Below are 19,898 nucleotides of genomic sequence, written 5' to 3' on the forward strand. Positions count from 1 at the left end.
CTTCAGGGTGCGAGGTACTTCCTGAGGATTCCGGCGCCCACCGTGTACTTGGGGTCGACGAAGTTCCCCAGCCGCACCTTGCCGCACTGGCTCAGCATCATGTAGGCATCCCACCTGTCGTAGCCGTACTCCTTTTCCATCCAGAGGATCAGCTCCTTGTAGGCGATGCGCGCGGCATCCTCCAGCGGGCGGGCGCTGCCGATGGCCATGATCATGTCCTCGTTCTCCAGGCGCGGCCAGGCGAGGTTCCAGCCCTTGATGAGATCGACCCGGATCGTCGTCAGGCTCGGGTACTCGACCGCGGTTCCGCAGACCTCGCCGTCGCCCTGGCAGGCGTGCGCGTCGCCGATGAAGAGGCGCCCGCCCGGCGTGCGCACCGGCAGGTAGGTGATGCTGCCCGGTCCCATGTCGGGCAGGTCCATGTTGCCGCCGTGCTGGTCGGGCGTGAGGGTGTTGATCGAGTCGATCTCGGGCGAGCAGCTCAGCGTGCCGATGTGCGGCTTGTACGGCAGCGTGACGCGCCGGCTCCAGTAGACGCCCTCTTCGTCGACGTCGACTTTCCGCACCTTCTCCGGCAGGGCATCGGTGAGCAGCGCCGTGAAGGCCGTGCCGCTGAGGGCGCCGAACTCCGGGATCATGCAGCAGGTCCCGCGCGGATTCGGGCCTCGCGGCGCCATCGACTCGATGTGCACGGCAATGGCATCGCCCGGCTCCGCGCCCTCGATCAGAATCGGGCCGTTCTGCGGATTCACGAATGGCATGGTCAGCACCTTCGAGGGAAAGTCCTGCTCGGTGTTCACCTTGCCGTTGAAGGCATCGCGGGTCTCGACCACGACACGGTCGCCGGGCCTGACCGTCATCACGGGCTCGGAGTACGGGCCGATGGTGAAGAGATACTGGCCTTGCCGGGCCTCCGTCAGCTCATGGGTGTTGACGCTGTTGCCGCGGCCGACGCCGCGCGTTTGCATGATGGAAGTGTCGAGCCAAGTCATCGTATGTCTCCAGAGGGGTGGGTCCGGGTTCAGATCAGCAGATGGTCGCGAATGGCCTGCGCGTTCATTTGGCCGGCGTCGATTTTCGCGACGATCCGGCCTTTCTCCATGACATAGGCGCGCTCCCCCACGTCGAGGATGGTGTCAAGATTCTGCTCGACGAAGAGGATGGTGGTGCCGAGGTCGCGGCGGATCGCGCGCAGCACGTCGCAGATGAGCTGCACGATGGACGGCTGAATGCCTTCCGATGGCTCGTCGAGCAGCATCAGGGCCGGGTTGCCCACCAGCGCGCGGCCGATGGCCAGCTGCTGCTGCTCGCCGCCGGACATGGTGCCGGCGAGCTGCTTGCGCCGCTCCGCCAGCCGCGGAAAGTACTGGTAGACGAGCTCCGGCTGCTTCCTGCCCTTCGGGCCGCCGACGAGTTCGCCGACCATCAGGTTCTCGGCCACCGTCATGCGGGCGAAGACTTCGCGCCCCTGCGGTACATAGCCCACGCCGAGCCTGGCGCGCGCATCGCTCGGCAGGGCCGAGATGTCCTGCCCCTGCAGGCGGATGCTGCCCGCGCCGGCCCGCAGCATGCCGATGAGGCAGCGCATCGTCGTCGTCTTGCCGACGCCGTTGCGGCCGATGAGGCTGACGATCTCGCCCTTGGCGACCTGCATGTCCACGCCCTGCAGGATGGGCGTCGCGCCGTAGCTGGCCTTGAGGCCTCGCACTTCGAGGACGGTCTCAGCGGTCATGGGTCTTCCCGAGGTAGATCTCGGCCACGCGCGGATCGGCGATCACCTCGCCGATCGAGCCCTCGGCAAACACCTTGCCGAAGTGCATCACGGTCACGCGCTGCGCGATCTGCCGGATGAAGGCCATGTCGTGCTCGACCACCAGCATCGTCATGCCTTGCGCGTTGAGCCGCTGGATGAGTTCGCCGGTCCTGAAGGTCTCCTCGGGCGAGAGGCCTGCGGTCGGCTCGTCCATGAGCAGCAGTTCGGGCTTGAGCGCCAGCGCCATGCCGATCTCCAGCCATTGCTGCTGGCCATGCGCCAGCGCGCCGGCGGGTTTGCCGGCTTCGGGTCCGAGATCCAGCAGCGCCAGCAGGCGGTCCTCCTCGCTCGCGAGTTCGGCGCCGCGCACATGGTGCTGGAGCGCGATGTGGATGTTCTGCCGCACCGGCAGCTCCTTGAAGATGCTGGGTGTCTGCATCTTGATGCTTATGCCCCGCTTCACCCGCTGGAAGGGGCGCTGCGTCGTCACGTCATGGCCCCGGAACTCGATGCGCCCCGCCGTGGCCTCATGCGTGCCGACGATGAGCTTGAAGAGCGTGCTCTTGCCGGCGCCGTTGGGGCCGATCAGGCAATGGATCTCGCCCGCGCTCACCGCCAGGTCGACTTCGGAGACGGCCGCATGGCCGCCGAAGCGCTTGGAGAGGCCCGAGGTCCTGAGCAATACAGTCGTCATGCGCCGCCCTCCTGCGCGGCGGCCTTGGGGCGCGGGCGCCACAGCCTGGCCGCCGACTGCACCACGCCCATCGCGAAGCCTTGCGGCGCCAGCATGACGGTGCACAGCAGCAGCGCCCCCATCAGCAGCAGCGCGGCCTGCTGGCTGTAGACGGTGAGCGTCTGGAAGGCCCAGAGGATGACGAAGGAGCCGACCAGCGTCGCCGTGATGTCGCCGCGCCCCGAGAACGCGACCCACACGATCGGCATCGCCGCCGCGGGCAGGCCCACGCTGGCCGGTGTGATGAACTGTCCCCACGAGGTGTAGAGCACCCCGCTCAGGCCGGCCAGCGTGGAGCCGACGATGAAGGTGACGAGCTGGTACTTGCGCACGTCGTAGCCCAGCAGCTCGGCGCGCTGCGGGTCCTCCCGCACCGCCACGACGACATTGCCGAAGCGCGAGTTCAGCAGCATGCGCAGGCCCACGTAGACGAAGAGGATGAGCGCGACGACGAGGTAGTAGAGCGCCGTGCCCTCGAAGGCCAGCGGCTGGTCGCCGAACCAGGGGATGTTCAGCGGGGCCATGTCCTTCATGCCGTTGAAGCCGTTGAGCCGCGCGCTGCCGATGCGCCATTCCGGCCCGGCCGTCTGCCCGAGGAAGAAGGCCAGCACCAGCGTCGCCGAGAGCGTGACGATGCCGAAGAACACGCCGCCCACCTGCCCCCAGATCATGAAGTAGCCGAGCACGGCCGCCGCCAATGCCGCCAGGCCGAGGGCCAGCACGAGGGCCAGCACCGTGGTGCCGCCCTCCCCGCCGAGGTTGATCGCGAGCACGCCGTAGCCATAGCCCGCGACGCCGAAGAAAAAGGTCTGGCCGAAGGACATCATTCCGCCGTAGCCCCAGACCAGGCAGAGCCCCATGGCCATGAAGACCCAGATCAGCAGGTAGGCCATGTTGCCGACGTCGTAGGCGTCCGCGAACAGGGGGTAGACCAGCACACCGGCCAGAAGAACGATGAAGGGAAGCCAGAACGCGCGCGTGGTGCCGGGCGTCTGCGGGCCATTGATGAGCTTGAACATGCGAGGCGACTCCGTCGATGGGGGCGGGCTCAGCGGGTGCGTCGGCCGAACCAACCGGACAGCCCCTCCGGCAGCAGCCGGATGACGACGATCACCGCCAGCAGCATTCCGATCTGGCCGATGATCTGTCCGCCCCAGCCGTTGAGTGCCGTGCGCACGCCGGCCAGCAGGATGCCGGCCGGCGCGGTGCCGAGCAGCACATTCGCGCCGCCCACCACCACCGTGACGAAGCTCTCCACCAGGAAGCCGGCGCCCATGGTCGGGATGAGCGTCATGGTCGGCGCATACATGGCGCCGCACAGGCCCGCCAGCGCCGCGCCGATGCCGAAGCTCAGCGCATACACCTTGCCGACCCGCACGCCGGTCGCCTGCGCGATCGCCGCGTTCTGCATGGTGGCGCGCGCGTGCACACCGAAGCGCGTGCGCATGAAGATGATGTAGATGAAGGCCAGCACCGCCACCGCGACCGCGAACAGCACCACCCTGTAGATCGAGAAGGTATAGGGCCCGACCATGAAGCTGCCCTCCGGTGTGCCGATGCCGGGGATGGAGGAGCCCACCACCAGCAGCATGCCCTGCGTGACGATGAGGCTCAGGCCCCAGGTGGCGAGCAGCGAATCGACCGGCCGCTTGTAGAGCTTCCTGACGATGCTCCACTCCACCGCGACGCCGATCAGCCCGGCGGCGAGCGTGCCGCAGGCCTGCGCCAGCGGCAGGGGCATCCCGCCATGCACGAGACCCACCGTCACGTAGGCGCCGCACATGATGAACTCGCCATGGGCCATGTTGATGACCCCCATCATTCCGAAGACGATGGCCAGGCCGGCCGCCGAGAGGATGAGAAAGGCGAAGACGTCGGCGAACTGGTAGGCGAACGAGAAGGTTTCGGCGAACACCGGGGCTCCCTCGGGGCGGATGGCGGCGGCGTCAGGACTTCTTCGGCAGGTCCGAAGGCGTGTACTGCTTGCGGTCGTTCTTCTTCGTCAGGTCGCAGCCGACCTGGCCCAGCCAGTAAGGCTGGATGACGCCGTAGTCCTTCAGCACCTTGACGTTGTGCTTCTCGTCCACCGCGATCAGGCGCATGCGGTGCGACATGTGCTGGCTCTTCGGGTCGATGCAGATGTTGCCCTCCGGCGCATCGACGCAGGCCTTGCCGGTGGCGATCACCTTGCGCAGGTCCGCCAGCCTGGTGGACTTGGCCGACTCCACCAGGTTCTTGTACATGTAGATGGCGGTGTAGGCGTTGTAGCCCATGTCGTTGATGTAGGGCTCGTTCGGGAACTTGGCGTGCCAGCGCTTCTTGAAGTCCTCGGCCTCGGGCGTGTCGATTTCCTCGAACCAGTTGGCCGCCGCGTGCATGCGGTTGAGCGCCGGGGGCGCGAAGCGCTTGTGCTCGAAGCCCAGCATGACCTTGATGGACGAGCCCATCGGCAGGTTCAGCTTGGCCGCCTGCGCCTGCTCGAAGAAGGAATCCTGCGCCGCCCCGACATTGATCGTGAGGATCCAGTCGGGCTTGGCCTTCTGGATGTTCTGGATGGTCTGAGCGAACTGCGAGACGCCCAGCGGAATGAATTCCTCGCCGACCACGGTGCCGCCCAGCTGCTTGAGGATGGTGCGGTTCCATTCGGAGGAGATCTGGCCGAAGTTGTAGTCGGCCGCGATCACGTAGACCTTCTTGCCGAACTTCTCGACCATGTAGGGAATGAGCGTGGAGAACTGCTGCTCGGGGATCGCGCCCACGCTGATCATGCTGGCATCGCAGACGCCGCCCTCGTACTGGTTGGTATAGAAGTACGGCGTGTCCGTGCGGTCGACGATGGGCCGCACGGCCTCGCGCGAGGCGGAGGTGATGCCGCCGATCAGCACGTCGACCTTGTCCTTGCTCAGCAGGCGGCGCGTGAATTCCTGGTAGCGCGCGTTGTCGCCCTGCGGGTCCAGGTGGATCATCTCGATCTGGCGGCCCATGATGCCGCCGGACTTGTTGATTTCCTCCACCGCGAGCTGCGAGCCGTGGAGCTTGGGCAGGCCCATGAGCGCCAGGTCGCCGGAGATGTCTTCCATCAGGCCGATCTTCAGGGGCTCGGCGGCCGAGGCGGCGCCGGAGAGAGCGAAGGCCAGCGCCAGGGAAGCCAGCGCGGAAGCCGCGCAGAACGTGGTGCGTCGTTTCATGGTGATCTTCTTTCGGGTGCGGTGGGGAATGGAAGGGAAAGGCCGGGTCTCAGAGCGCGGGATGCTTCTTGTGCCAGTCCGTGGCCTGCTGGAAGGCCCAGCCCGCGCGCACGAGAAGGCTCTCTTCGAAATGCCTCGCGACGAACTGGAAGGCGATCGGTGTGTGGGCCTCGGTGAAGCCGCCGGGCAAGGTGATGGTGGGACTGCCCGTCATGTCGAAGGGGCAGGTGTAGCGCAGGATCGCCGCAATCAACTCGGGGTCCTCGCCGAGTCTCGACATGCGCTCGACCGTGGGCGATGCGATGCCGGTGGCGGGGATCAGCAGCAGGTCGATGCCCTGGAACATCGCGCGCACCCGGCCGCTGAAGTCGAGGCGGTGGAGCACGATCCTCTGGTAGTCGGTGCCGCTCTGCGCCAGGCCGAGGTCGAGGATGCCGGCCATGGCCGGGCCGTACTCGCCCTTGCGGGAAGGGTAGGTCTTCTCGTGAACCACCGCGGCTTCGATGCCGCACAGCGGAAACCAGTCGGCAATGACCTGCGTGGGATCGGGAAAGCCCACCTCGACGATCTGGCCGCCGAGCGTCCGGACGGCCTGGATCACGGCCGCCAGCACCGCCCGCGTCGGCGCATCCACGCCCTCGGTGGTCCAGCGCGTATCGACCCCGACGCGCAGGCCCTCGAGGCCCTGCTTCATCGTGGCGAGGTAGTCGGGCACCGGCTCGAGGCTGGCGGTCGGGTCGTCGACGTCCGCGCCCGCGATCACGCCCAGCATGGCGCCGGCGTCGGCCGCGCTGCGCGTCATCGGGCCGATGTGGTCGAGCGTGGCGGCGAGTTCGAAGGCGCCATGGCGGCTGACGCGTCCCCAGGTCGGCTTCAGGCCGATGAGCCCGTTGGCCGCCGAAGGAAAGCGGATGGAGCCGCCGGTGTCCGTGCCGAGCGAGCCATAGCAGAGGCCGGCGGCGGTCGCCACGCCCGAGCCGCTGGAAGAGGCACCCGACCAGTGCGCGGCGTTCCACGGATTCACCGGCGGGCTGATGCTGGGGTGGTGGTCGGCATAGGCGCTCTCGGTGAGCTGCAGCTTGCCCAGGATGACAGCACCCGCTTCGCGCAGCTTGCGCACCACTGTCCCATCGGTGGTCGGCTTGAAATCCCGGTACAGCGTCATGCCCGCGGCGGTGGTCACGCCCTTCGTCCAGCACAGGTCCTTGACGCCGATCGGCACGCCGTGCAGCGGGCCGCGCACCCTGCCCCGCGCGATCTCGGCCTCGGCCTGCTTCGCATCGGCGAGCGCCTGGTCGGCCATCACCGTGGCGTAGCTCTTCAGCCTGCCGTCGAGCGCCTGGATGCGCGCGAGCTGGGCCTTCGTCACCTCGACGGGGGACAGTTCCTTCGACTGGATGAGCCTGCCCACTTCGAGCAGTTCAAGGTAGTGCAGGTCGGTGTTCGGCATGGGATGGGTGCTCCTCTCGATGGAAGGGTCCAAGGTAGCGGCGATCCGCCGATGTCGCTTGGACTGCGGCGCCACGTCGATGTGCTGATACCGCCAAGTCACGAAAGCAGCGGCGCGCGGGTGTGGAACCCGGTCGCCTGCTGGAAGGCATGGCCGGTGCGCAGCAGCGTGGCCTCGTCGAAGGGCCGGCCGATGATCTGCATGCCGATCGGCAGACCGTCGGGATCGAAGCCGCAGGGGACGTTGAGCGAAGGCAGGCCCGTGAGACTCGCCACGCCCGTGAACTGCATGATGGCCGAGAGCATGTCTTCTTCCACGCCGTTCTCGATGACGACCCTGGTCTCGCCGACACGGGTGGCGGCGAAGGGCAGCGTGGGGCAGATGAAGACGTCCACCGTCCTGAAGGCCGCCAGGAACTCGCCGCGCAGCAGCGCGCGATAGCGCTGCGCCTGCAGGTAGTGGGTGGCGAGCAGCAGTTCTCCGGTCTCCAGCAGGGTGCGCACATCCTCGCCGTAGTCGCCGGGGCGCTCGCGCAGGTCGCGCTGGTGGTAGGTGCTGGGCTCGGCCGATTCGATGGTGAGCTGCGCCGAGATGTTGCCGTGGATGTTGCGGATGTCGACGTCGACGACCGTCGCGCCCAGTTCGACGAAGGTGGCGAGCGCGGCCTTCACCGCATCGCGCACCGGCGCCTGCAGGTGCTCGAAGAAATAGCCCGGCACGACGCCGATGCGCAGCTTGCGGCAGCCGCCCGCGAGTTCGCGCAGGTAGTCGTCGCAGGCCCGCGGCGCGCTGGCGGCATCGCGGGCGTCGAAGCCGGCCATGGCGCCGAACATCAGGGCGCAGTCCTCCACCGTGCGCGTCATCGGACCGGCGGTGTCCATGCTCCAGGCCAGCGGGACGATGCCGTGGTTGCTCACGCGCCCGTAGCTGGGGCGCAGGCCGACGGTGCCGTTGACGGCCGACGGCAGGCGGATCGAGCCTCCGGTGTCGGTGCCCACGGCGCCGAAGCAGAAGCGCGCGGCCACGGCGACCGCCGAGCCGCCGCTGGAGCCGGCCGGGAAGCGATCGGTGTTCCAGGGGTTGCGCACCACGCCGTAGTGCGGGTTGGCCGATGTGCCGCCCCAGGCGAATTCGTGCATGTTGGTCTTGCCGATGAAGATGGCGCCGGCCTGGCGCAGGCGCGTGGCGACCGTGGCGTCCGCCTCGGGCAGCCAGTCACTCAGGATCCTGCTGCCGGCCGTGGTGCGGGTGCCGCGCACGGCGATGTTGTCCTTCAGCGCGATCGGGATGCCCTGCAGCGGGCCCAGTTCATGCCCCGCGCCCGACAGCATCTCCGCCGCCTTCGCGACCTGCAGGGCCTGCTCCTCGAAAACGGTGATGAAGGACTTGAGCACGCCGTCGTGTGCCTTGATGCGCGCCAGCGAAGCCTCGACCAGCTCGACCGGAGAGAGCTTGCGTTCGCGCACGAGGCGCGCGGCCTGCGCCAGGGTGAGGTCCGCGGGGCTGCTCACGGCTTGGCCTCCAAGTCTTCGTGGGCGTGCGCGAAGGTGGTGACCGGCATCAGGCCCCGATGCGCGGGATCGCTCATCTTGCGGCTGAGCGCATTCGCGTCCCGGACCCAGGCCGAAAGCACCGCCTCGACGGCCGCTGCCCGCGCAGGGCTCAGCACCAGCGCGGCATGCGCGGCGAGCGTGGCAACGTCCACCGGGGTGGGCGCGCGGGGTTGTGAATCCATCGTTGTCTCCGTTCGTGATCGACGGATCGACGATACGGAGCCCTCGGGGGCCTTGCTTGGCTGGGATCGCCAAGGCGATGGCCTGCGCCCGCCACGCCCGCGCGGGGCGCTAGCGCAGCAGCGTCTGCGGCGTCACCCCGTAGACCTTCTTGAAGACCCGGCAGAAATGGGAGAGATCACTGAACCCGTACTGGAAGGCCGCCTGCGTCACCTGCCGTGCCCTGCCCTCGCGCAACGCGCAATGGCTCGCCTCCAGACGCTGCTTCCAAAGCCATTGCATCGGCGTCGTCCCGTGCTCGGCGAAGACCCGGGTCAAGGTCCTGGCCGACACATGCTGGGCCGCCGCGATCTGCTCGACATCGAGCTCGCAATCGTCCAGGTGCGCCGTGATGTAGTCCCGGGCCTTCTGGAAGAGCGCGTCGTGCGACGAGCGCACCACGCCCGAGTCCGACAGCTGGAACTGCAGTACGGCCGACAGCATGTCGAGCAGCGCGCTCGCCACGCTGGCCTGCGTGGCCTCGCGCCCGGCCAGCTCGATCACCGCGGCCTCCCGGATCATGTTGCCGAGCAACCTGGCGACCGGATGCCCCTCGGCCAGATGCATCGCCGTGAGGTTCTCGGCCTCCGGCACGCGAAAGAGAAGCTGCTTGCGCGGAATGCGCACCAGCACTGTCGACTCGGGCGCCAGGTCGAAGGCGAAGGGACGCGCGGCGTCGTACAGCACGATGTCGCCGTTGCGCTGTACCACCTGGCGGCCGGCCTGCGAGAGGCAGCCTTGCCCGGACACCATCAGGCTCAGCATGAAGTCCTCGTTGGGGCCGCTGCGCAGGTGGTGGGCGTCGCGGTCCCAGTAGTGCCGCGGCGAGGACATCTCGGCCAGGGTCAGGCTGCCGAGCGAACGCACGGAAAAGCTCGCGTCGAAATGCTCGCGATCGGGCACATGGCTCGCCGCCGGGATGAAGTGCCTGCACACGACATCGCGCCAGTAGTCGAAACGCTGGCCGCGTTCGACAGTGTCCGTCGAGTAGTGGAGTTCCATGGTGCGAAGCTGAAGCGTGGCCTGAACGCGCCGGTGAAAGGCAGATCGACTCCCATGCAACAACCGTGCCCCGCACCACGATGGCACGACCTCGCGGCGACTCTACAAGTCCCGAGCGTTCGACGCGTCGGGGATGACCCGTAGGTCGGCCTCCCCCGGACTCAGAGGCGGCCCAGCGCGCGCTCCACGCCCTTGTTGGCCAGCATGTCCGCCCGCTCGTTGCCCGGATCGCCCGAATGCCCCTTGACCCAGCGCCATTCGATCTTGTGGCCCCCGCCCGCCACCAGCTTGTCGAGCGCCTGCCAGAGCTCGACGTTCTTCACCGGCTGCTTGGTCGAGGTGCGCCAGCCCTTGGCCTTCCAGCCGTGGATCCATTCGGTGATGCCCATGCGCACATACTGGCTGTCGAGATAGAGCGTGACCTTGCAGGGCCGCTTGAGGGCGCGCAGCCCCTCGATCACGGCTTGAAGCTCCATCCGGTTGTTGGTGGTGTTGAGCTCGCCGCCGAACAGCTCCTTCTCCGTCGCCCCCGACTTGAGCCATGCACCCCAGCCTCCCGGCCCGGGATTGCCCTTGCATGCGCCGTCGGTGTAAATCTGTACTTCGTCCAAAACGTTCCTCTTGTCCTGTTATCGATGATGCGTGAGGTCGCGATGCACCGAGCCGGCGATCGGCACGGGCGCGCTGGCACGCGAGGCCGCGCGACGCCATTCGGCGCTCAGCAGCCGCATGCCGCGCACGCGCTTGACCGCGACCAGAAAATAAACCGCGCCGAAGATCGGCCACCAGCGCTCGCCGGCGGTATCGAGCCAGCGGCAGCGCTCCAGCCAGGCCTCGCTCGTCACCGCGGGCCTGTAGATGCCGAAGCGCCCCGATTCGACCTCGAAGCTCAGGAGCCTGAGCCAGTCGCGCATGCGGCGATAGCCGATGAAATCGCCCGCCTCGGGCAGGAAGAGCTCGCCGAAGCCCAGGCGGCGGTAGAGATGGGCGCGGCGCTGCCGCATGCCCCAGAAGCTCGTCGGGTTGAGCCCGCAGATGACGACCCGGCCTTCGGGCACCAGCACGCGCTCGACCTCGCGCAGAGTCGCGTGCGGGTCGAGGCTCAACTCCAGCGTATGCGGAAGCACGACGAGGTCGAGGCTGTTGGCGGAAAAAGGCAAGGCGGTGAAGTCCGTCACCAGCGCGCTGCGCGAAGCCTGCGCCGGGTCCGACAAGGCGAGCCAGCGGTGCGGCATGCGGTTGGCGCGCAGCCCCTGGACCTCCGACAGGCCGAGCTGCAGCGCGTGGTAGCCGAACACGTCGGCCACCGCCTGATCGAATTGGGCCTGCTCCCAGGCCAGCAGATAGCGGCCGGGGGGGGTATCGAACCACTCATGCAAACCTATAATTTGACCGCTCATGACCCTCGTTCCGCTGCCCGCCTTCGCCGACAACTACATCTGGATGCTGCAGGATGGACGCCATGCGCTCGTGGTCGATCCCGGGGAAGCCAAGCCGGTGTTCGATGCACTGACACATGGCGGTCTGCAACTGGCCGCGATTCTAGTCACGCACCATCACGCCGATCACACCGGCGGCGTGGCGGCGCTCCACGCGGCCACCGGCGCCAAGGTCTTCGGCCCGGCCCGCGAACGCATTCCCGAACCCTTCACCCCGCTCGCCGCGGGCGACCATGCCGAAGCGCTCGGCCTGCGCTTCGAGGTGATCGACATCCCGGGCCACACGGCCGGCCACATCGCATTCTTTCTGCCCGCCGATGCGCACAATAGCGCCGCCGGCGAACTCGCGCCATTGCTCTTCTGCGGCGACACCCTGTTCTCGGGCGGATGCGGGCGCCTGTTCGAAGGCACGCCGGCGCAGATGCTGGCCTCGCTCGACAAGCTGGCCGCCCTGCCGGGCGACACGCGCGTATGCTGCGGCCACGAATACACACTTGCTAACCTGAAGTTCGCGCGCGCGGTGGAACCCGGCAACGCCGATCTGACTCAGTACACGGCGCAGTGCGAAGCATTGCGCGCGCGCGGAGCGCCGACGCTGCCTTCGCGGCTCGGCACCGAACGCCGGATCAATCCCTTTCTTCGCAGCCGCGAAGCCACTGTCCTTCGAGCGATTCACGCTCACGCCGGCCTCCCCGCCCCGACCGCGGAAGCCGATGTGTTCGGAGCGCTGCGCCAATGGAAAAACGACTTTCGATGAAATTTATCGTTGCCGCCTGTCTTGCAGGCTCGCTGTTTCTGGCGGGCTGCGCGAGCACCACAGGCACGACCTCCCCGGGCGACTCCGCCTCGGGCACGGCGAGCGCCACCGGCGGCTCGCCGCTCTATCCCCGCGGCCCCCTCACCCCGATCACCTCCGGCGAGACCAAGTCGCGCACCGTCGTCACGCTCGCGCCCCCCACCGACATGTGGGACCGCATCCGCCGCGGCTTCAAGATGCCGGACCTCGACAACGACGCGGTGCACGAACGCGAGCAGTGGTATGCGAGCCGTCCGGACTACCTCCAGCGCATGACGGAACGGTCGAGCCGCTACATCTTCCACATCGTCGAGGAACTCGAGCGCCGCGACATGCCGACCGAGATCGCGCTGCTGCCCTATATCGAGAGCGCCTTCAATCCGCAGGCGATCTCCAGCGCCAAGGCCACCGGCATGTGGCAGTTCATGCCGGCGACGGGCATCGACTTCGACCTGAAGCAGAACATCTTCCGCGACGACCGGCGCGATGTGGTGGCCTCGACGCGCGCGGCGCTCGACTACCTGCAGAAGCTCTACGGCATGTTCGGCGACTGGCAACTGGCCCTGGCCGCCTACAACTGGGGCGAAGGCAATGTGAGCAAGGCGATCGCGAGGAACCAGCGCGCCGGCCTGCCCACCACCTACGCCGACCTCAACATGCCGGCCGAGACGCGGCTCTACGTGCCGAAGCTGCAGGCGGTGAAGAACATCGTCGCCAATCCGGAGCGCTTCAACGCCGAGCTTCCGGTGATTGCCAACCACCCCTATTTCCAGACCGTCACGCTCAAGCGCGATCTCGACGTCGCCCTGGCCGCGAAGCTGGCCGACGTGAAGATCGATGACTTCCGCGCGCTCAACCCCTCCGCCCACAAGCCGGTGCTGCTGGCCGCCGGCACGCCCGAGATCCTGCTGCCGTGGGACAACGCCGCCGTCTTCGAGCGCAACTTCGAGGCCTATTCGCAGGGCCAGTACGCGAGCTGGACCGCGTGGACCGTGCCGACCACCATGACGGTCGCCGACGCGGCGCAAAGATCCGGCATGAGCGAGACCGACCTGCGAGCCATCAACAACATCCCGCCGCGCATGCTGATCAAGGCCGGCTCGACGCTGATCGTGCCGCGCGGCTCGCGCGTCACCGAAGACGTGGTGGCACTCGTCGCCGACACCGGACACCTGAGCTTCCAGCCCGAGATCGTGACGCGGCGCACCGTCGTCAGGGCCGGGCGCAACGACAGCGTCGCAAGCATCGCCCACCGCTACAAGCTGGCCCCGGCCAGCGTCGCGGAGTGGAACGACGTGAAGGCGAACCATGCCTTCAAGCGCGGCTTCGAGGTGGTCGTCTACCTGCCGGTGCGGGCGGCGGTCGATCGCGTGGGCAGCGGCGCCTCCGCCCACTCGCAGCACTTGCAGCGCACCAGCGCGGTGGCGACCACCGCCGGCAACAAGCGCGGGGGCGGCAGCGCCAAGGTGCCCGCGAGCAAGAGCGTGCCGATCGTGAAACAGGCCGCCAGGCCGGTCACGCGCGAAAAGCGCGGCGGCACGCCGGCGAAGAAGAAGCGCTAGATCCAGACCTGGCGGTGCGAACTTCGGCGACCTGGGACGCTAGAGCTTTTCGGTTTCGCCGCTGCGCGGCTGCCACTTCATCAGGCGCTTTTCGATGATGCCGACCAGGCCGTCGAGCACGAGGGCGAAGGCCGTGAGCACGACGATGCCGGCGAACACCGTATTGACGTCGAAGGTGCCCTCGGCCTGCAGGATCAGGTAACCCACGCCGCGTGCCGAGCCCAGGTATTCGCCGACCACCGCGCCGACGAAGGCCAGCCCCACGGAGGTATGCAGGCTCGAGAAGACCCAGCTGGTTGCGCTCGGCAGGTACACGGTGCGCAGCAGCTGCCGTTGGCTGGCGCCGAGCATGCGCGCATTGGCCAGCACCACCGGGCTCACCTCCTTGACGCCCTGGTAGACGTTGAAGAACACGATGAAGAACACCAGCGTGACCGCCAGCGCCACCTTGCTCCAGATGCCCAGGCCGAACCACAACGCGAAGATCGGCGCCAGGATCACCCGCGGCATCGAGTTCGCGGCCTTGATGTAGGGGTCGAGGATCAGGCTGGCGGTCGGCGCGAGCGCCAGCCACAGTCCGCAGGCGAGCCCCAGCAGCGTGCCGATGCCGAAGGCCAGCACGGTTTCGAGCAGCGTGGTGCCCAGATGCAGGTAGATGTCGGCGTTGCCCGGCAGGCCTTCGAGGAACAGCGCGTTGGGGGGAACGGCCAGGGGCAGGAACCAGCTCCAGATACGGCCCGCGACGCTGATCGGCTCGCCGAGGAAGAAGGCGAATTGTTCGTTGCGCGATGCAAGGTGCCAGGCCACCAGCAAGATCACGAGCAGCGTGATCTGCCAGAAGCGCGCGTTGCGCTCGTCGGGGCGAAGGCGCATGTTCAGGCCGCCTTCTTCAACTGTTGCGCATAGCCCTTGAGCACCTCATCGCGCAGGACATTCCAGATCTGCGTATGCAGTTCGACGAAGCGCGGATGCGTGCGTACCTCCGCCACGTCGCGCGGCCGGGCCAGGTCGATGGTGAATTCGCCGATAGGATGGGTCGCCGGCCCGGCAGACAACACCACGACGCGATCGCTCATCGCGATGGCCTCGTCGAGATCGTGCGTGATGAAGAGCACGGCCTTCTTCTTCGCGGCCCAGAGTTCGAGCACCTCGTTTTCCATCAGTTGCCGCGTCTGGATGTCGAGCGCGCTGAAGGGCTCGTCCATCAGGATGATGTCGGGGTCCAGCGCCAGCACCTGGGCGAGTGCCGTGCGCTTGCGCATGCCGCCCGACAGCTGGTGCGGGTAGCGGTCGCCGAAACCCGTCAGGCCCACGCGGGACAGCCACTGCTCGGCCTGGGCCCTGGCCTGCGCATCGGGCACGCCGCGGTACTGCAGGCCCACCATCACGTTGTCGAGGGTGCTTCGCCATGGCATGAGGGCCTCGCTCTGGAACATGTAGCCGGCACGGGCGTTGATGCCGACGAGCGTCTGGCCGAAAACCTTGATGGCGCCCGACGAAGGTTCGAGCAGACCCGCGCCGACGTTGAGCAGGGTCGACTTGCCGCAGCCGGTGGGCCCGACCACCGACACGAACTCGCCTTCGCGAATGCGCAATGTGGTGCCGGCCACCGCCGTGTAGCGCTGGCTGTGATCATCCTTCGAGCGGAAGGTGCAACTGATGTCAAGAAGTTCGAGCGCGTATTCGGACATGGGCAGCCGGGGGTGACAAGAAAAAAACCCGGCCGGAGCCGGGTTGCAAAACCTTCAAGTCAGGCCTTGAACCTGTCCTTGGCGCGGCGCGCAAAATCGTTGGTGTAGAGCTTGGCCAGGTCGATCTTGTCGGCCTTGACGGTGCTGTCGAAACTCGCGATGGCGTCGAGCGCGGTCTTGGGGCCGTCCGCCGGGACCACGCCGTCGACCGCGATGGCCTCGCGCACCTTGTCGAAGGACGCGAGGTACAAGGCGCGGTCGCCCAGCAGATAGGTTTCCGGCACCGTCTTGATGATGTCGCCCGGCCCGGCCGTCTGCAGCCACTTGAGGCCGTGCACGATGGCGTTGGCCAGCGCCTGGCAGGTGTTGGGGTGCTTCTGGATGAAGTCCGTCGACGCGTAGAGGCAGGCCGCGGGCATCGGGCCACCGAACACTTCCTGCGTGCCCTTGAGCGTGCGGGTGTCGCTGATGATCTTCACGTCGCCCTTCTGCTCGAGCATGGTCATCACCGGATCGGTGTTGCTGATCGCATCGATCTGGCCCGAGCGCAACGCGGTCAATGCACCTGCGGCGACACCCACGCCGATGAAGCTCACGTCGGCGGCCTTCAATCCGCCGCGCGACAGCACGAGATTCGCCACCATGTTGGTCGAGGAGCCCGGCGCCGAGACACCGATCTTCCTGCCCTTGAGATCGGCGATGGAAGAGTAGCCCGCGAGGTTCTTGGTCGACACGCCAATGGCAATCTGCGGCGCGCGCCCCTGGAGCACGAAGCACTCGAAGAGCTGGTTCTTGGCCTGCAGGTTGATGGTGTGCTCGAAGGCGCCCGAGCAGACGTCGGCCGAGCCACCGACCACCGCCTGCAGGGCGCGCGATCCACCGGCAAAGTCGGAGATCTCGACGTCGAGGCCTTCGGCCTTGAAGTACCCGAGCTGTTCGGAGATGGTGAGCGGAAGGTAGTAGAACGCCGCCTTGCCGCCGACCGCGATGGAGACCTTGGTCTTCTCAAGCTTGGCCTGCGCGTAGACCGACGGCAAGGCAACGTATGCGGCGCCCAGTGCGGCGGCAGCAGTGAAGGTACGGCGATTGAGCATGAAGTGGCGCCTGGGGGGCTCCTTGATTCCTGATGTGCGAATCAAGCTTAGGTGCCGCCCCCTGCGCCTGCATCGGGAACATCCCGTGCGGGTTTTCACGTAAACATGAAGACCGCTAGCGACCGATGAAAAGAATGGCGATGTTGACGAGAAAGGCCAGCGTCCAGACGGTGCTGCGGGCCGAGCCCCAGCCCCTGACATAAAGCGCGATGTAGACGACACGCAGCGCCACATAAGCCGCGGCCAGCATGTTCAGGCGCCCCTGCGAAGCGCCGAGCTGATGGGCGATGATCACCGCGCCGATGAAGAAGGGAAGGCCCTCGAAGCTGTTGGCCTGCGCGCCGTTGGCCCGCGCGCGCCAGCCGGTCTGGCGCTCGTCCCACGCGCGCGGCTGCACGTTGTCGCGCGGGCCGAAGCTGCCGCTCTTGGCGATGTAGGAGGCCAGGTAGGGAAGCAGCGCCGCGGCCAGCACGCACCAGTAGGCGAAGGTCAATGTCGAGAGACTCATGGTGTCCTTTGAAGCTCAGCGCCGGTCGACCAGCGCGTGGGCGATGGTGCCGAGGTCGACGTATTCGAGTTCGCTGCCCGCCGGCACGCCACGCGCCAATCGCGTCACGGTCAGGCCGCGCTTCTTGAGCGCCTCTCCGATCACGTGGGCCGTCGCCTCGCCCTCGGCGGTGAAATTGGTGGCGAGGATCACTTCGCTGACAACGCCATCGAGCGCGCGCTCGAAGAGCTTCGCCAGGCCGATGTCGTTGGGGCCGATGCCATCGAGCGGACTGAGCTTGCCCATCAGCACGAAGTAGTAGCCGCGGAAGGCGCCCGTGCGTTCGAGCGCGGCCTGGTCGGCCGGGGTTTCGACCACGCACAGCTTGGTGCCGTCGCGGCGCGCGTCGGCGCACACGCTGCAGATCGCGGCCTCGGTGAAGGTGTTGCAGCGCTCGCAGTGGCGCACGTTGCTGGCCGCCTGCTCCAGCGCGCGGGCAAGCATCTGCGTGCCCGCGCGGTCATGCTGCAGCAGGTGGAAGGCCATGCGCGAAGCCGACTTCGCACCGACGCCGGGCAGGCGACGCAGTGCCTCGACCAGCGCATCGAGCGAGCTGGAATCCGCCATTCAGGCCAGTGCGGCGTTCAGAACGGCAGCTTCATGCCCGGGGGCAGACCCGGCATCCCGGCCGTGAGCTTGCCCATCTTCTGCTCGCTCGTTTCCTCGGCCTTGCGGACTGCGGCATTGAAGGCGGCAGCCACCAGGTCTTCGAGCATGTCCTTGTCGTCGGCCAGCAGGCTGGGGTCGATGGTGATGCGCTTGACGTCGTGCTTGCAGGTCATCACGACCTTCACCAGGCCGGCGCCGGATTCGCCTTCGACTTCGATGGTGGCGAGTTCTTCCTGCGCCTTCTTGAGGTTGTCCTGCATCGCCTGCGCCTGCTTCATGAGGCCGGCGAGCTGTCCTTTGTTGAACATGGGTGATCCTGTCTTCGTTGATTGAATGAAAAAATGCTTATGCGGGTCGGAGCGTACCGGGGACGATTTTCGCGTCCCAGTCGCGCATCATGGACTGCACTTCGGGGTCGCTGCGAATGGCCTCCTCGGCCACGCGCTGCCGCTCGTCGGCAGCCTGCTTGTTGCGGCGCGCGGGGCTGTCGACCACGGCGCCGATCTCGATGGCGATTTTCACGCCGAAGCCCAGTGCCGCGAGGGCGGCCTGCAGCTTTTCCCGGCTGCTCGTCTGGTTGAGCGATTCGCGCTCGACGCGCAGGAGCCACTGGTCGACATCGCGCCCGACCAGCTGAGATTGCAGGGCGAGTTCGCGCGTGAGCGCACTGATCGCTTCGGCCGCGACCATCCGCGTGACCGTCGCGTGCCAGAAGTCGCCCTCCTCGCTGGGCGGGATGGGCGTGGAAGCCTGCGATTCGCCCTCGCGCGGCATTTCGCGCGCGCCGGGCGGCGGCTGCACGCGGACCTGCATCGGAAGCACCCTCGAAGCGGCTTGCGCCGTGCCGGCGGCGGCGAGCGGCCTGGGCGGCGAGGCCGCGGCGAGCGCGGGCGCGTCGACGACGGGCAATTGCTGGCCCGGCGGCCGGGTCGGCTCGGCGGAGGGCGCGACTTCGATGGGCGCGACCGGTGTGGGGACGGGAATGTCGCGAGGCGCCTCAAGCGGCGGGCGCGACGCTTCTTTCAGAGTTTTTTTTTCCGCGTTGGCCGTCGGGGCCATTCCACTCGGCTTGAAGGCCAGCAGCCGCAACAACACCATCGTGAGCGCAGCGTACTCGTCGGGCGCGAGGCCCAGCTCGGCGCGGCCATGCAGGCACAGGCTGTAGAGCAGCTGCGTTTCATCGGCGGGCATCAAGGCGGCGAGGCGCGCTGTCTCGGCCGCATCGGGGTCCATCGCCTCGCCCGTCGGGGCACGCGAGGGCACGGCCTGCAGGACGGCCATGCCTTGCAGCACGGCGGTCATTTCCTCCAGCGTGGAGGCGGCGGAGAAGCCGTCGCGGCGCAAGGCCTCCGAGGTTTCGACGACCGTCTTGCCGTCGCCTTCGGCCAGGGCCTCGATGAGACGGAACACGTGGCCGCGGTCGACGCTGCCCAGCATCTGGCGGATGCCGGCCTCGCGCAGTTCGCCGTTGCCGAAGGCGATCGCCTGGTCGGTGAGCGAGAGCGCGTCGCGCATCGAGCCGCGCGCTGCCCGCGCGATCAGGCGCAGTGCATTGGGCTCGGCCGGCACGGCTTCGGTCTGCAGCACGCGCGTGAGGTGTTCGAGCACGGTCTCGGGCGCCATCGGCCGCAGGTTGAACTGCAGGCAGCGCGAGAGCACCGTGACGGGCACCTTCTGAGGATCAGTGGTGGCGAGCACGAACTTGAGGTATTCGGGCGGCTCTTCGAGCGTCTTCAGCATCGCGTTGAAGGCGTGGCCCGTGAGCATGTGCACTTCGTCGATCATGAAGACCTTGAAGCGCCCCTGCACCGGCTTGTACACCGCCTGCTCCAGCAGGGCCTGCACCTCGTCGACGCCGCGGTTGGAGGCCGCATCGAGCTCGGTGTAGTCGACGAAGCGGCCCGAATCGATGTCCCGGCATGCCTGGCACACACCGCAGGGCGCGGCCGTGATGCCGCCCTGCCCGTCCGGCCCCTGGCAGTTGAGCGACTTGGCCAGGATGCGCGACACGGTGGTCTTGCCCACGCCTCGCGTACCCGTGAACAGATAGGCGTGGTGCAGGCGCTGGGAGGTGAGCGCGTTCTCGAGCGCCTGGACGACGTGCTCCTGGCCCACCATCTCGCTGAAGGTTTTCGGACGGTGTTTGCGAGCGAGCACGAGATAGGCCATCGGTGCATTTTAGGGCGGGCGCCGGCGCGCTTTCCTGCGATGGCCTAGACCTTTTTGCAGATGCCTTTTTGGAAACCTCGCGCTTAGCATGAA

Annotated in this window: 21 protein-coding genes; 2 read left to right on the forward strand and 19 right to left on the reverse strand. The window is 67.4% G+C overall.

Translation table 11 applies throughout. The features are described 5' to 3' along the window. Positions 1 to 2: 2 nt before the first annotated feature. From AC1DNF_RS15790 to AC1DNF_RS15845, 12 genes are all read right to left on the reverse strand, one after another. Positions 3 to 992 (reverse strand): acetamidase/formamidase family protein, encoded by a 990-nt coding sequence (locus AC1DNF_RS15790; protein ID WP_478149549.1) that lies wholly within the window; start codon positions 990 to 992, stop codon positions 3 to 5. 29 nt (positions 993 to 1,021) lie between these two features. After that, positions 1,022 to 1,732, reverse strand: coding sequence for an ABC transporter ATP-binding protein (locus AC1DNF_RS15795; protein WP_478149550.1), 711 nt, complete (start codon positions 1,730 to 1,732; stop codon positions 1,022 to 1,024). Next, entirely contained in the window at positions 1,722 to 2,447 is a 726-nt protein-coding gene (locus AC1DNF_RS15800; protein ID WP_478149551.1) for an ABC transporter ATP-binding protein, read from the reverse strand. The genes AC1DNF_RS15795 and AC1DNF_RS15800 overlap by 11 nt, the downstream gene beginning before the upstream one ends. After that, positions 2,444 to 3,505: a branched-chain amino acid ABC transporter permease gene (locus AC1DNF_RS15805; protein ID WP_478149552.1), complete on the reverse strand. Its 1,062-nt coding sequence runs from the start codon at positions 3,503 to 3,505 to the stop codon at positions 2,444 to 2,446. The genes AC1DNF_RS15800 and AC1DNF_RS15805 overlap by 4 nt, the downstream gene beginning before the upstream one ends. A gap of 29 nt (positions 3,506 to 3,534) precedes the next feature. Then, a complete protein-coding gene (locus tag AC1DNF_RS15810) occupies positions 3,535 to 4,401 on the reverse strand; it encodes an ABC transporter permease subunit (RefSeq protein ID WP_478149553.1) in 867 nt (288 codons plus the stop codon). A gap of 31 nt (positions 4,402 to 4,432) precedes the next feature. After that, positions 4,433 to 5,674, reverse strand: coding sequence for an urea ABC transporter substrate-binding protein (locus AC1DNF_RS15815; protein WP_478149554.1), 1,242 nt, complete (start codon positions 5,672 to 5,674; stop codon positions 4,433 to 4,435). A gap of 49 nt (positions 5,675 to 5,723) precedes the next feature. After that, on the reverse strand, positions 5,724 to 7,124 hold the full coding sequence (locus AC1DNF_RS15820) for an amidase (RefSeq protein WP_478149555.1): 1,401 nt from the start codon (positions 7,122 to 7,124) through the stop codon (positions 5,724 to 5,726). Positions 7,125 to 7,222: 98 nt separating this feature from the next. Continuing rightward, positions 7,223 to 8,635: an amidase gene (locus tag AC1DNF_RS15825; protein ID WP_478149556.1), complete on the reverse strand. Its 1,413-nt coding sequence runs from the start codon at positions 8,633 to 8,635 to the stop codon at positions 7,223 to 7,225. Next, the gene (locus AC1DNF_RS15830) at positions 8,632 to 8,859 is read right to left on the reverse strand and encodes a hypothetical protein (RefSeq protein WP_478149557.1); all 228 of its coding nucleotides are present in this window, start codon (positions 8,857 to 8,859) and stop codon (positions 8,632 to 8,634) included. The genes AC1DNF_RS15825 and AC1DNF_RS15830 overlap by 4 nt, the downstream gene beginning before the upstream one ends. 109 nt (positions 8,860 to 8,968) lie before the next feature. Next, complete coding sequence (locus AC1DNF_RS15835) at positions 8,969 to 9,898, reverse strand: AraC-like ligand-binding domain-containing protein (protein ID WP_478149558.1); 930 nt, start codon at positions 9,896 to 9,898, stop codon at positions 8,969 to 8,971. Positions 9,899 to 10,059: 161 nt separating this feature from the next. Then, positions 10,060 to 10,509: a ribonuclease HI gene (rnhA, locus tag AC1DNF_RS15840; RefSeq protein ID WP_478149559.1), complete on the reverse strand. Its 450-nt coding sequence runs from the start codon at positions 10,507 to 10,509 to the stop codon at positions 10,060 to 10,062. Positions 10,510 to 10,527: 18 nt separating this feature from the next. Continuing rightward, positions 10,528 to 11,298: a class I SAM-dependent methyltransferase gene (locus AC1DNF_RS15845; RefSeq protein ID WP_478149560.1), complete on the reverse strand. Its 771-nt coding sequence runs from the start codon at positions 11,296 to 11,298 to the stop codon at positions 10,528 to 10,530. On the opposite strand from AC1DNF_RS15845, the gene gloB reads away from it, so the two are divergent. Both gloB and AC1DNF_RS15855 read left to right on the forward strand, forming a co-directional pair. Beyond that, positions 11,297 to 12,094: a hydroxyacylglutathione hydrolase gene (gene gloB, locus AC1DNF_RS15850; protein ID WP_478149561.1), complete on the forward strand. Its 798-nt coding sequence runs from the start codon at positions 11,297 to 11,299 to the stop codon at positions 12,092 to 12,094. The genes AC1DNF_RS15845 and gloB overlap by 2 nt on opposite strands. After that, positions 12,091 to 13,695: a transglycosylase SLT domain-containing protein gene (locus AC1DNF_RS15855; RefSeq protein ID WP_478149562.1), complete on the forward strand. Its 1,605-nt coding sequence runs from the start codon at positions 12,091 to 12,093 to the stop codon at positions 13,693 to 13,695. Before gloB ends, AC1DNF_RS15855 begins: the two co-directional genes overlap by 4 nt. Before the next feature lie 39 nt (positions 13,696 to 13,734). Here the strand turns inward: AC1DNF_RS15855 and AC1DNF_RS15860 are convergent, their stop codons facing one another. The 7 genes from AC1DNF_RS15860 to dnaX all read right to left on the reverse strand — a co-directional run bounded on the left by AC1DNF_RS15860 (position 13,735) and on the right by dnaX (position 19,805). After that, positions 13,735 to 14,568 carry an ABC transporter permease gene (locus AC1DNF_RS15860; RefSeq protein WP_478149563.1) on the reverse strand — a complete coding sequence of 278 codons (834 nt, stop codon included), beginning with the start codon at positions 14,566 to 14,568 and terminating at the stop codon, positions 13,735 to 13,737. Between the two features lie 2 nt (positions 14,569 to 14,570). Continuing rightward, a complete protein-coding gene (locus tag AC1DNF_RS15865) occupies positions 14,571 to 15,386 on the reverse strand; it encodes an ABC transporter ATP-binding protein (protein ID WP_478149564.1) in 816 nt (271 codons plus the stop codon). Between the two features lie 59 nt (positions 15,387 to 15,445). After that, positions 15,446 to 16,480 carry an ABC transporter substrate-binding protein gene (locus AC1DNF_RS15870; protein ID WP_478149565.1) on the reverse strand — a complete coding sequence of 345 codons (1,035 nt, stop codon included), beginning with the start codon at positions 16,478 to 16,480 and terminating at the stop codon, positions 15,446 to 15,448. A gap of 115 nt (positions 16,481 to 16,595) precedes the next feature. Next, the gene (locus tag AC1DNF_RS15875) at positions 16,596 to 16,988 is read right to left on the reverse strand and encodes an MAPEG family protein (RefSeq protein WP_478149566.1); all 393 of its coding nucleotides are present in this window, start codon (positions 16,986 to 16,988) and stop codon (positions 16,596 to 16,598) included. Positions 16,989 to 17,003: 15 nt separating this feature from the next. Next, on the reverse strand, positions 17,004 to 17,594 hold the full coding sequence (gene recR, locus AC1DNF_RS15880; RefSeq protein WP_478149567.1) for a recombination mediator RecR: 591 nt from the start codon (positions 17,592 to 17,594) through the stop codon (positions 17,004 to 17,006). A 17-nt stretch (positions 17,595 to 17,611) separates the two neighbouring features. Further along, positions 17,612 to 17,944 (reverse strand): YbaB/EbfC family nucleoid-associated protein, encoded by a 333-nt coding sequence (locus tag AC1DNF_RS15885; protein WP_012747441.1) that lies wholly within the window; start codon positions 17,942 to 17,944, stop codon positions 17,612 to 17,614. A gap of 37 nt (positions 17,945 to 17,981) precedes the next feature. Beyond that, on the reverse strand, positions 17,982 to 19,805 hold the full coding sequence (gene dnaX, locus AC1DNF_RS15890) for a DNA polymerase III subunit gamma/tau (protein ID WP_478149568.1): 1,824 nt from the start codon (positions 19,803 to 19,805) through the stop codon (positions 17,982 to 17,984). Between the last annotated feature and the right edge of the window lie 93 nt (positions 19,806 to 19,898).

The sequence above is a fragment of the Variovorax sp. 01T432 genome (genome assembly GCF_056398605.1).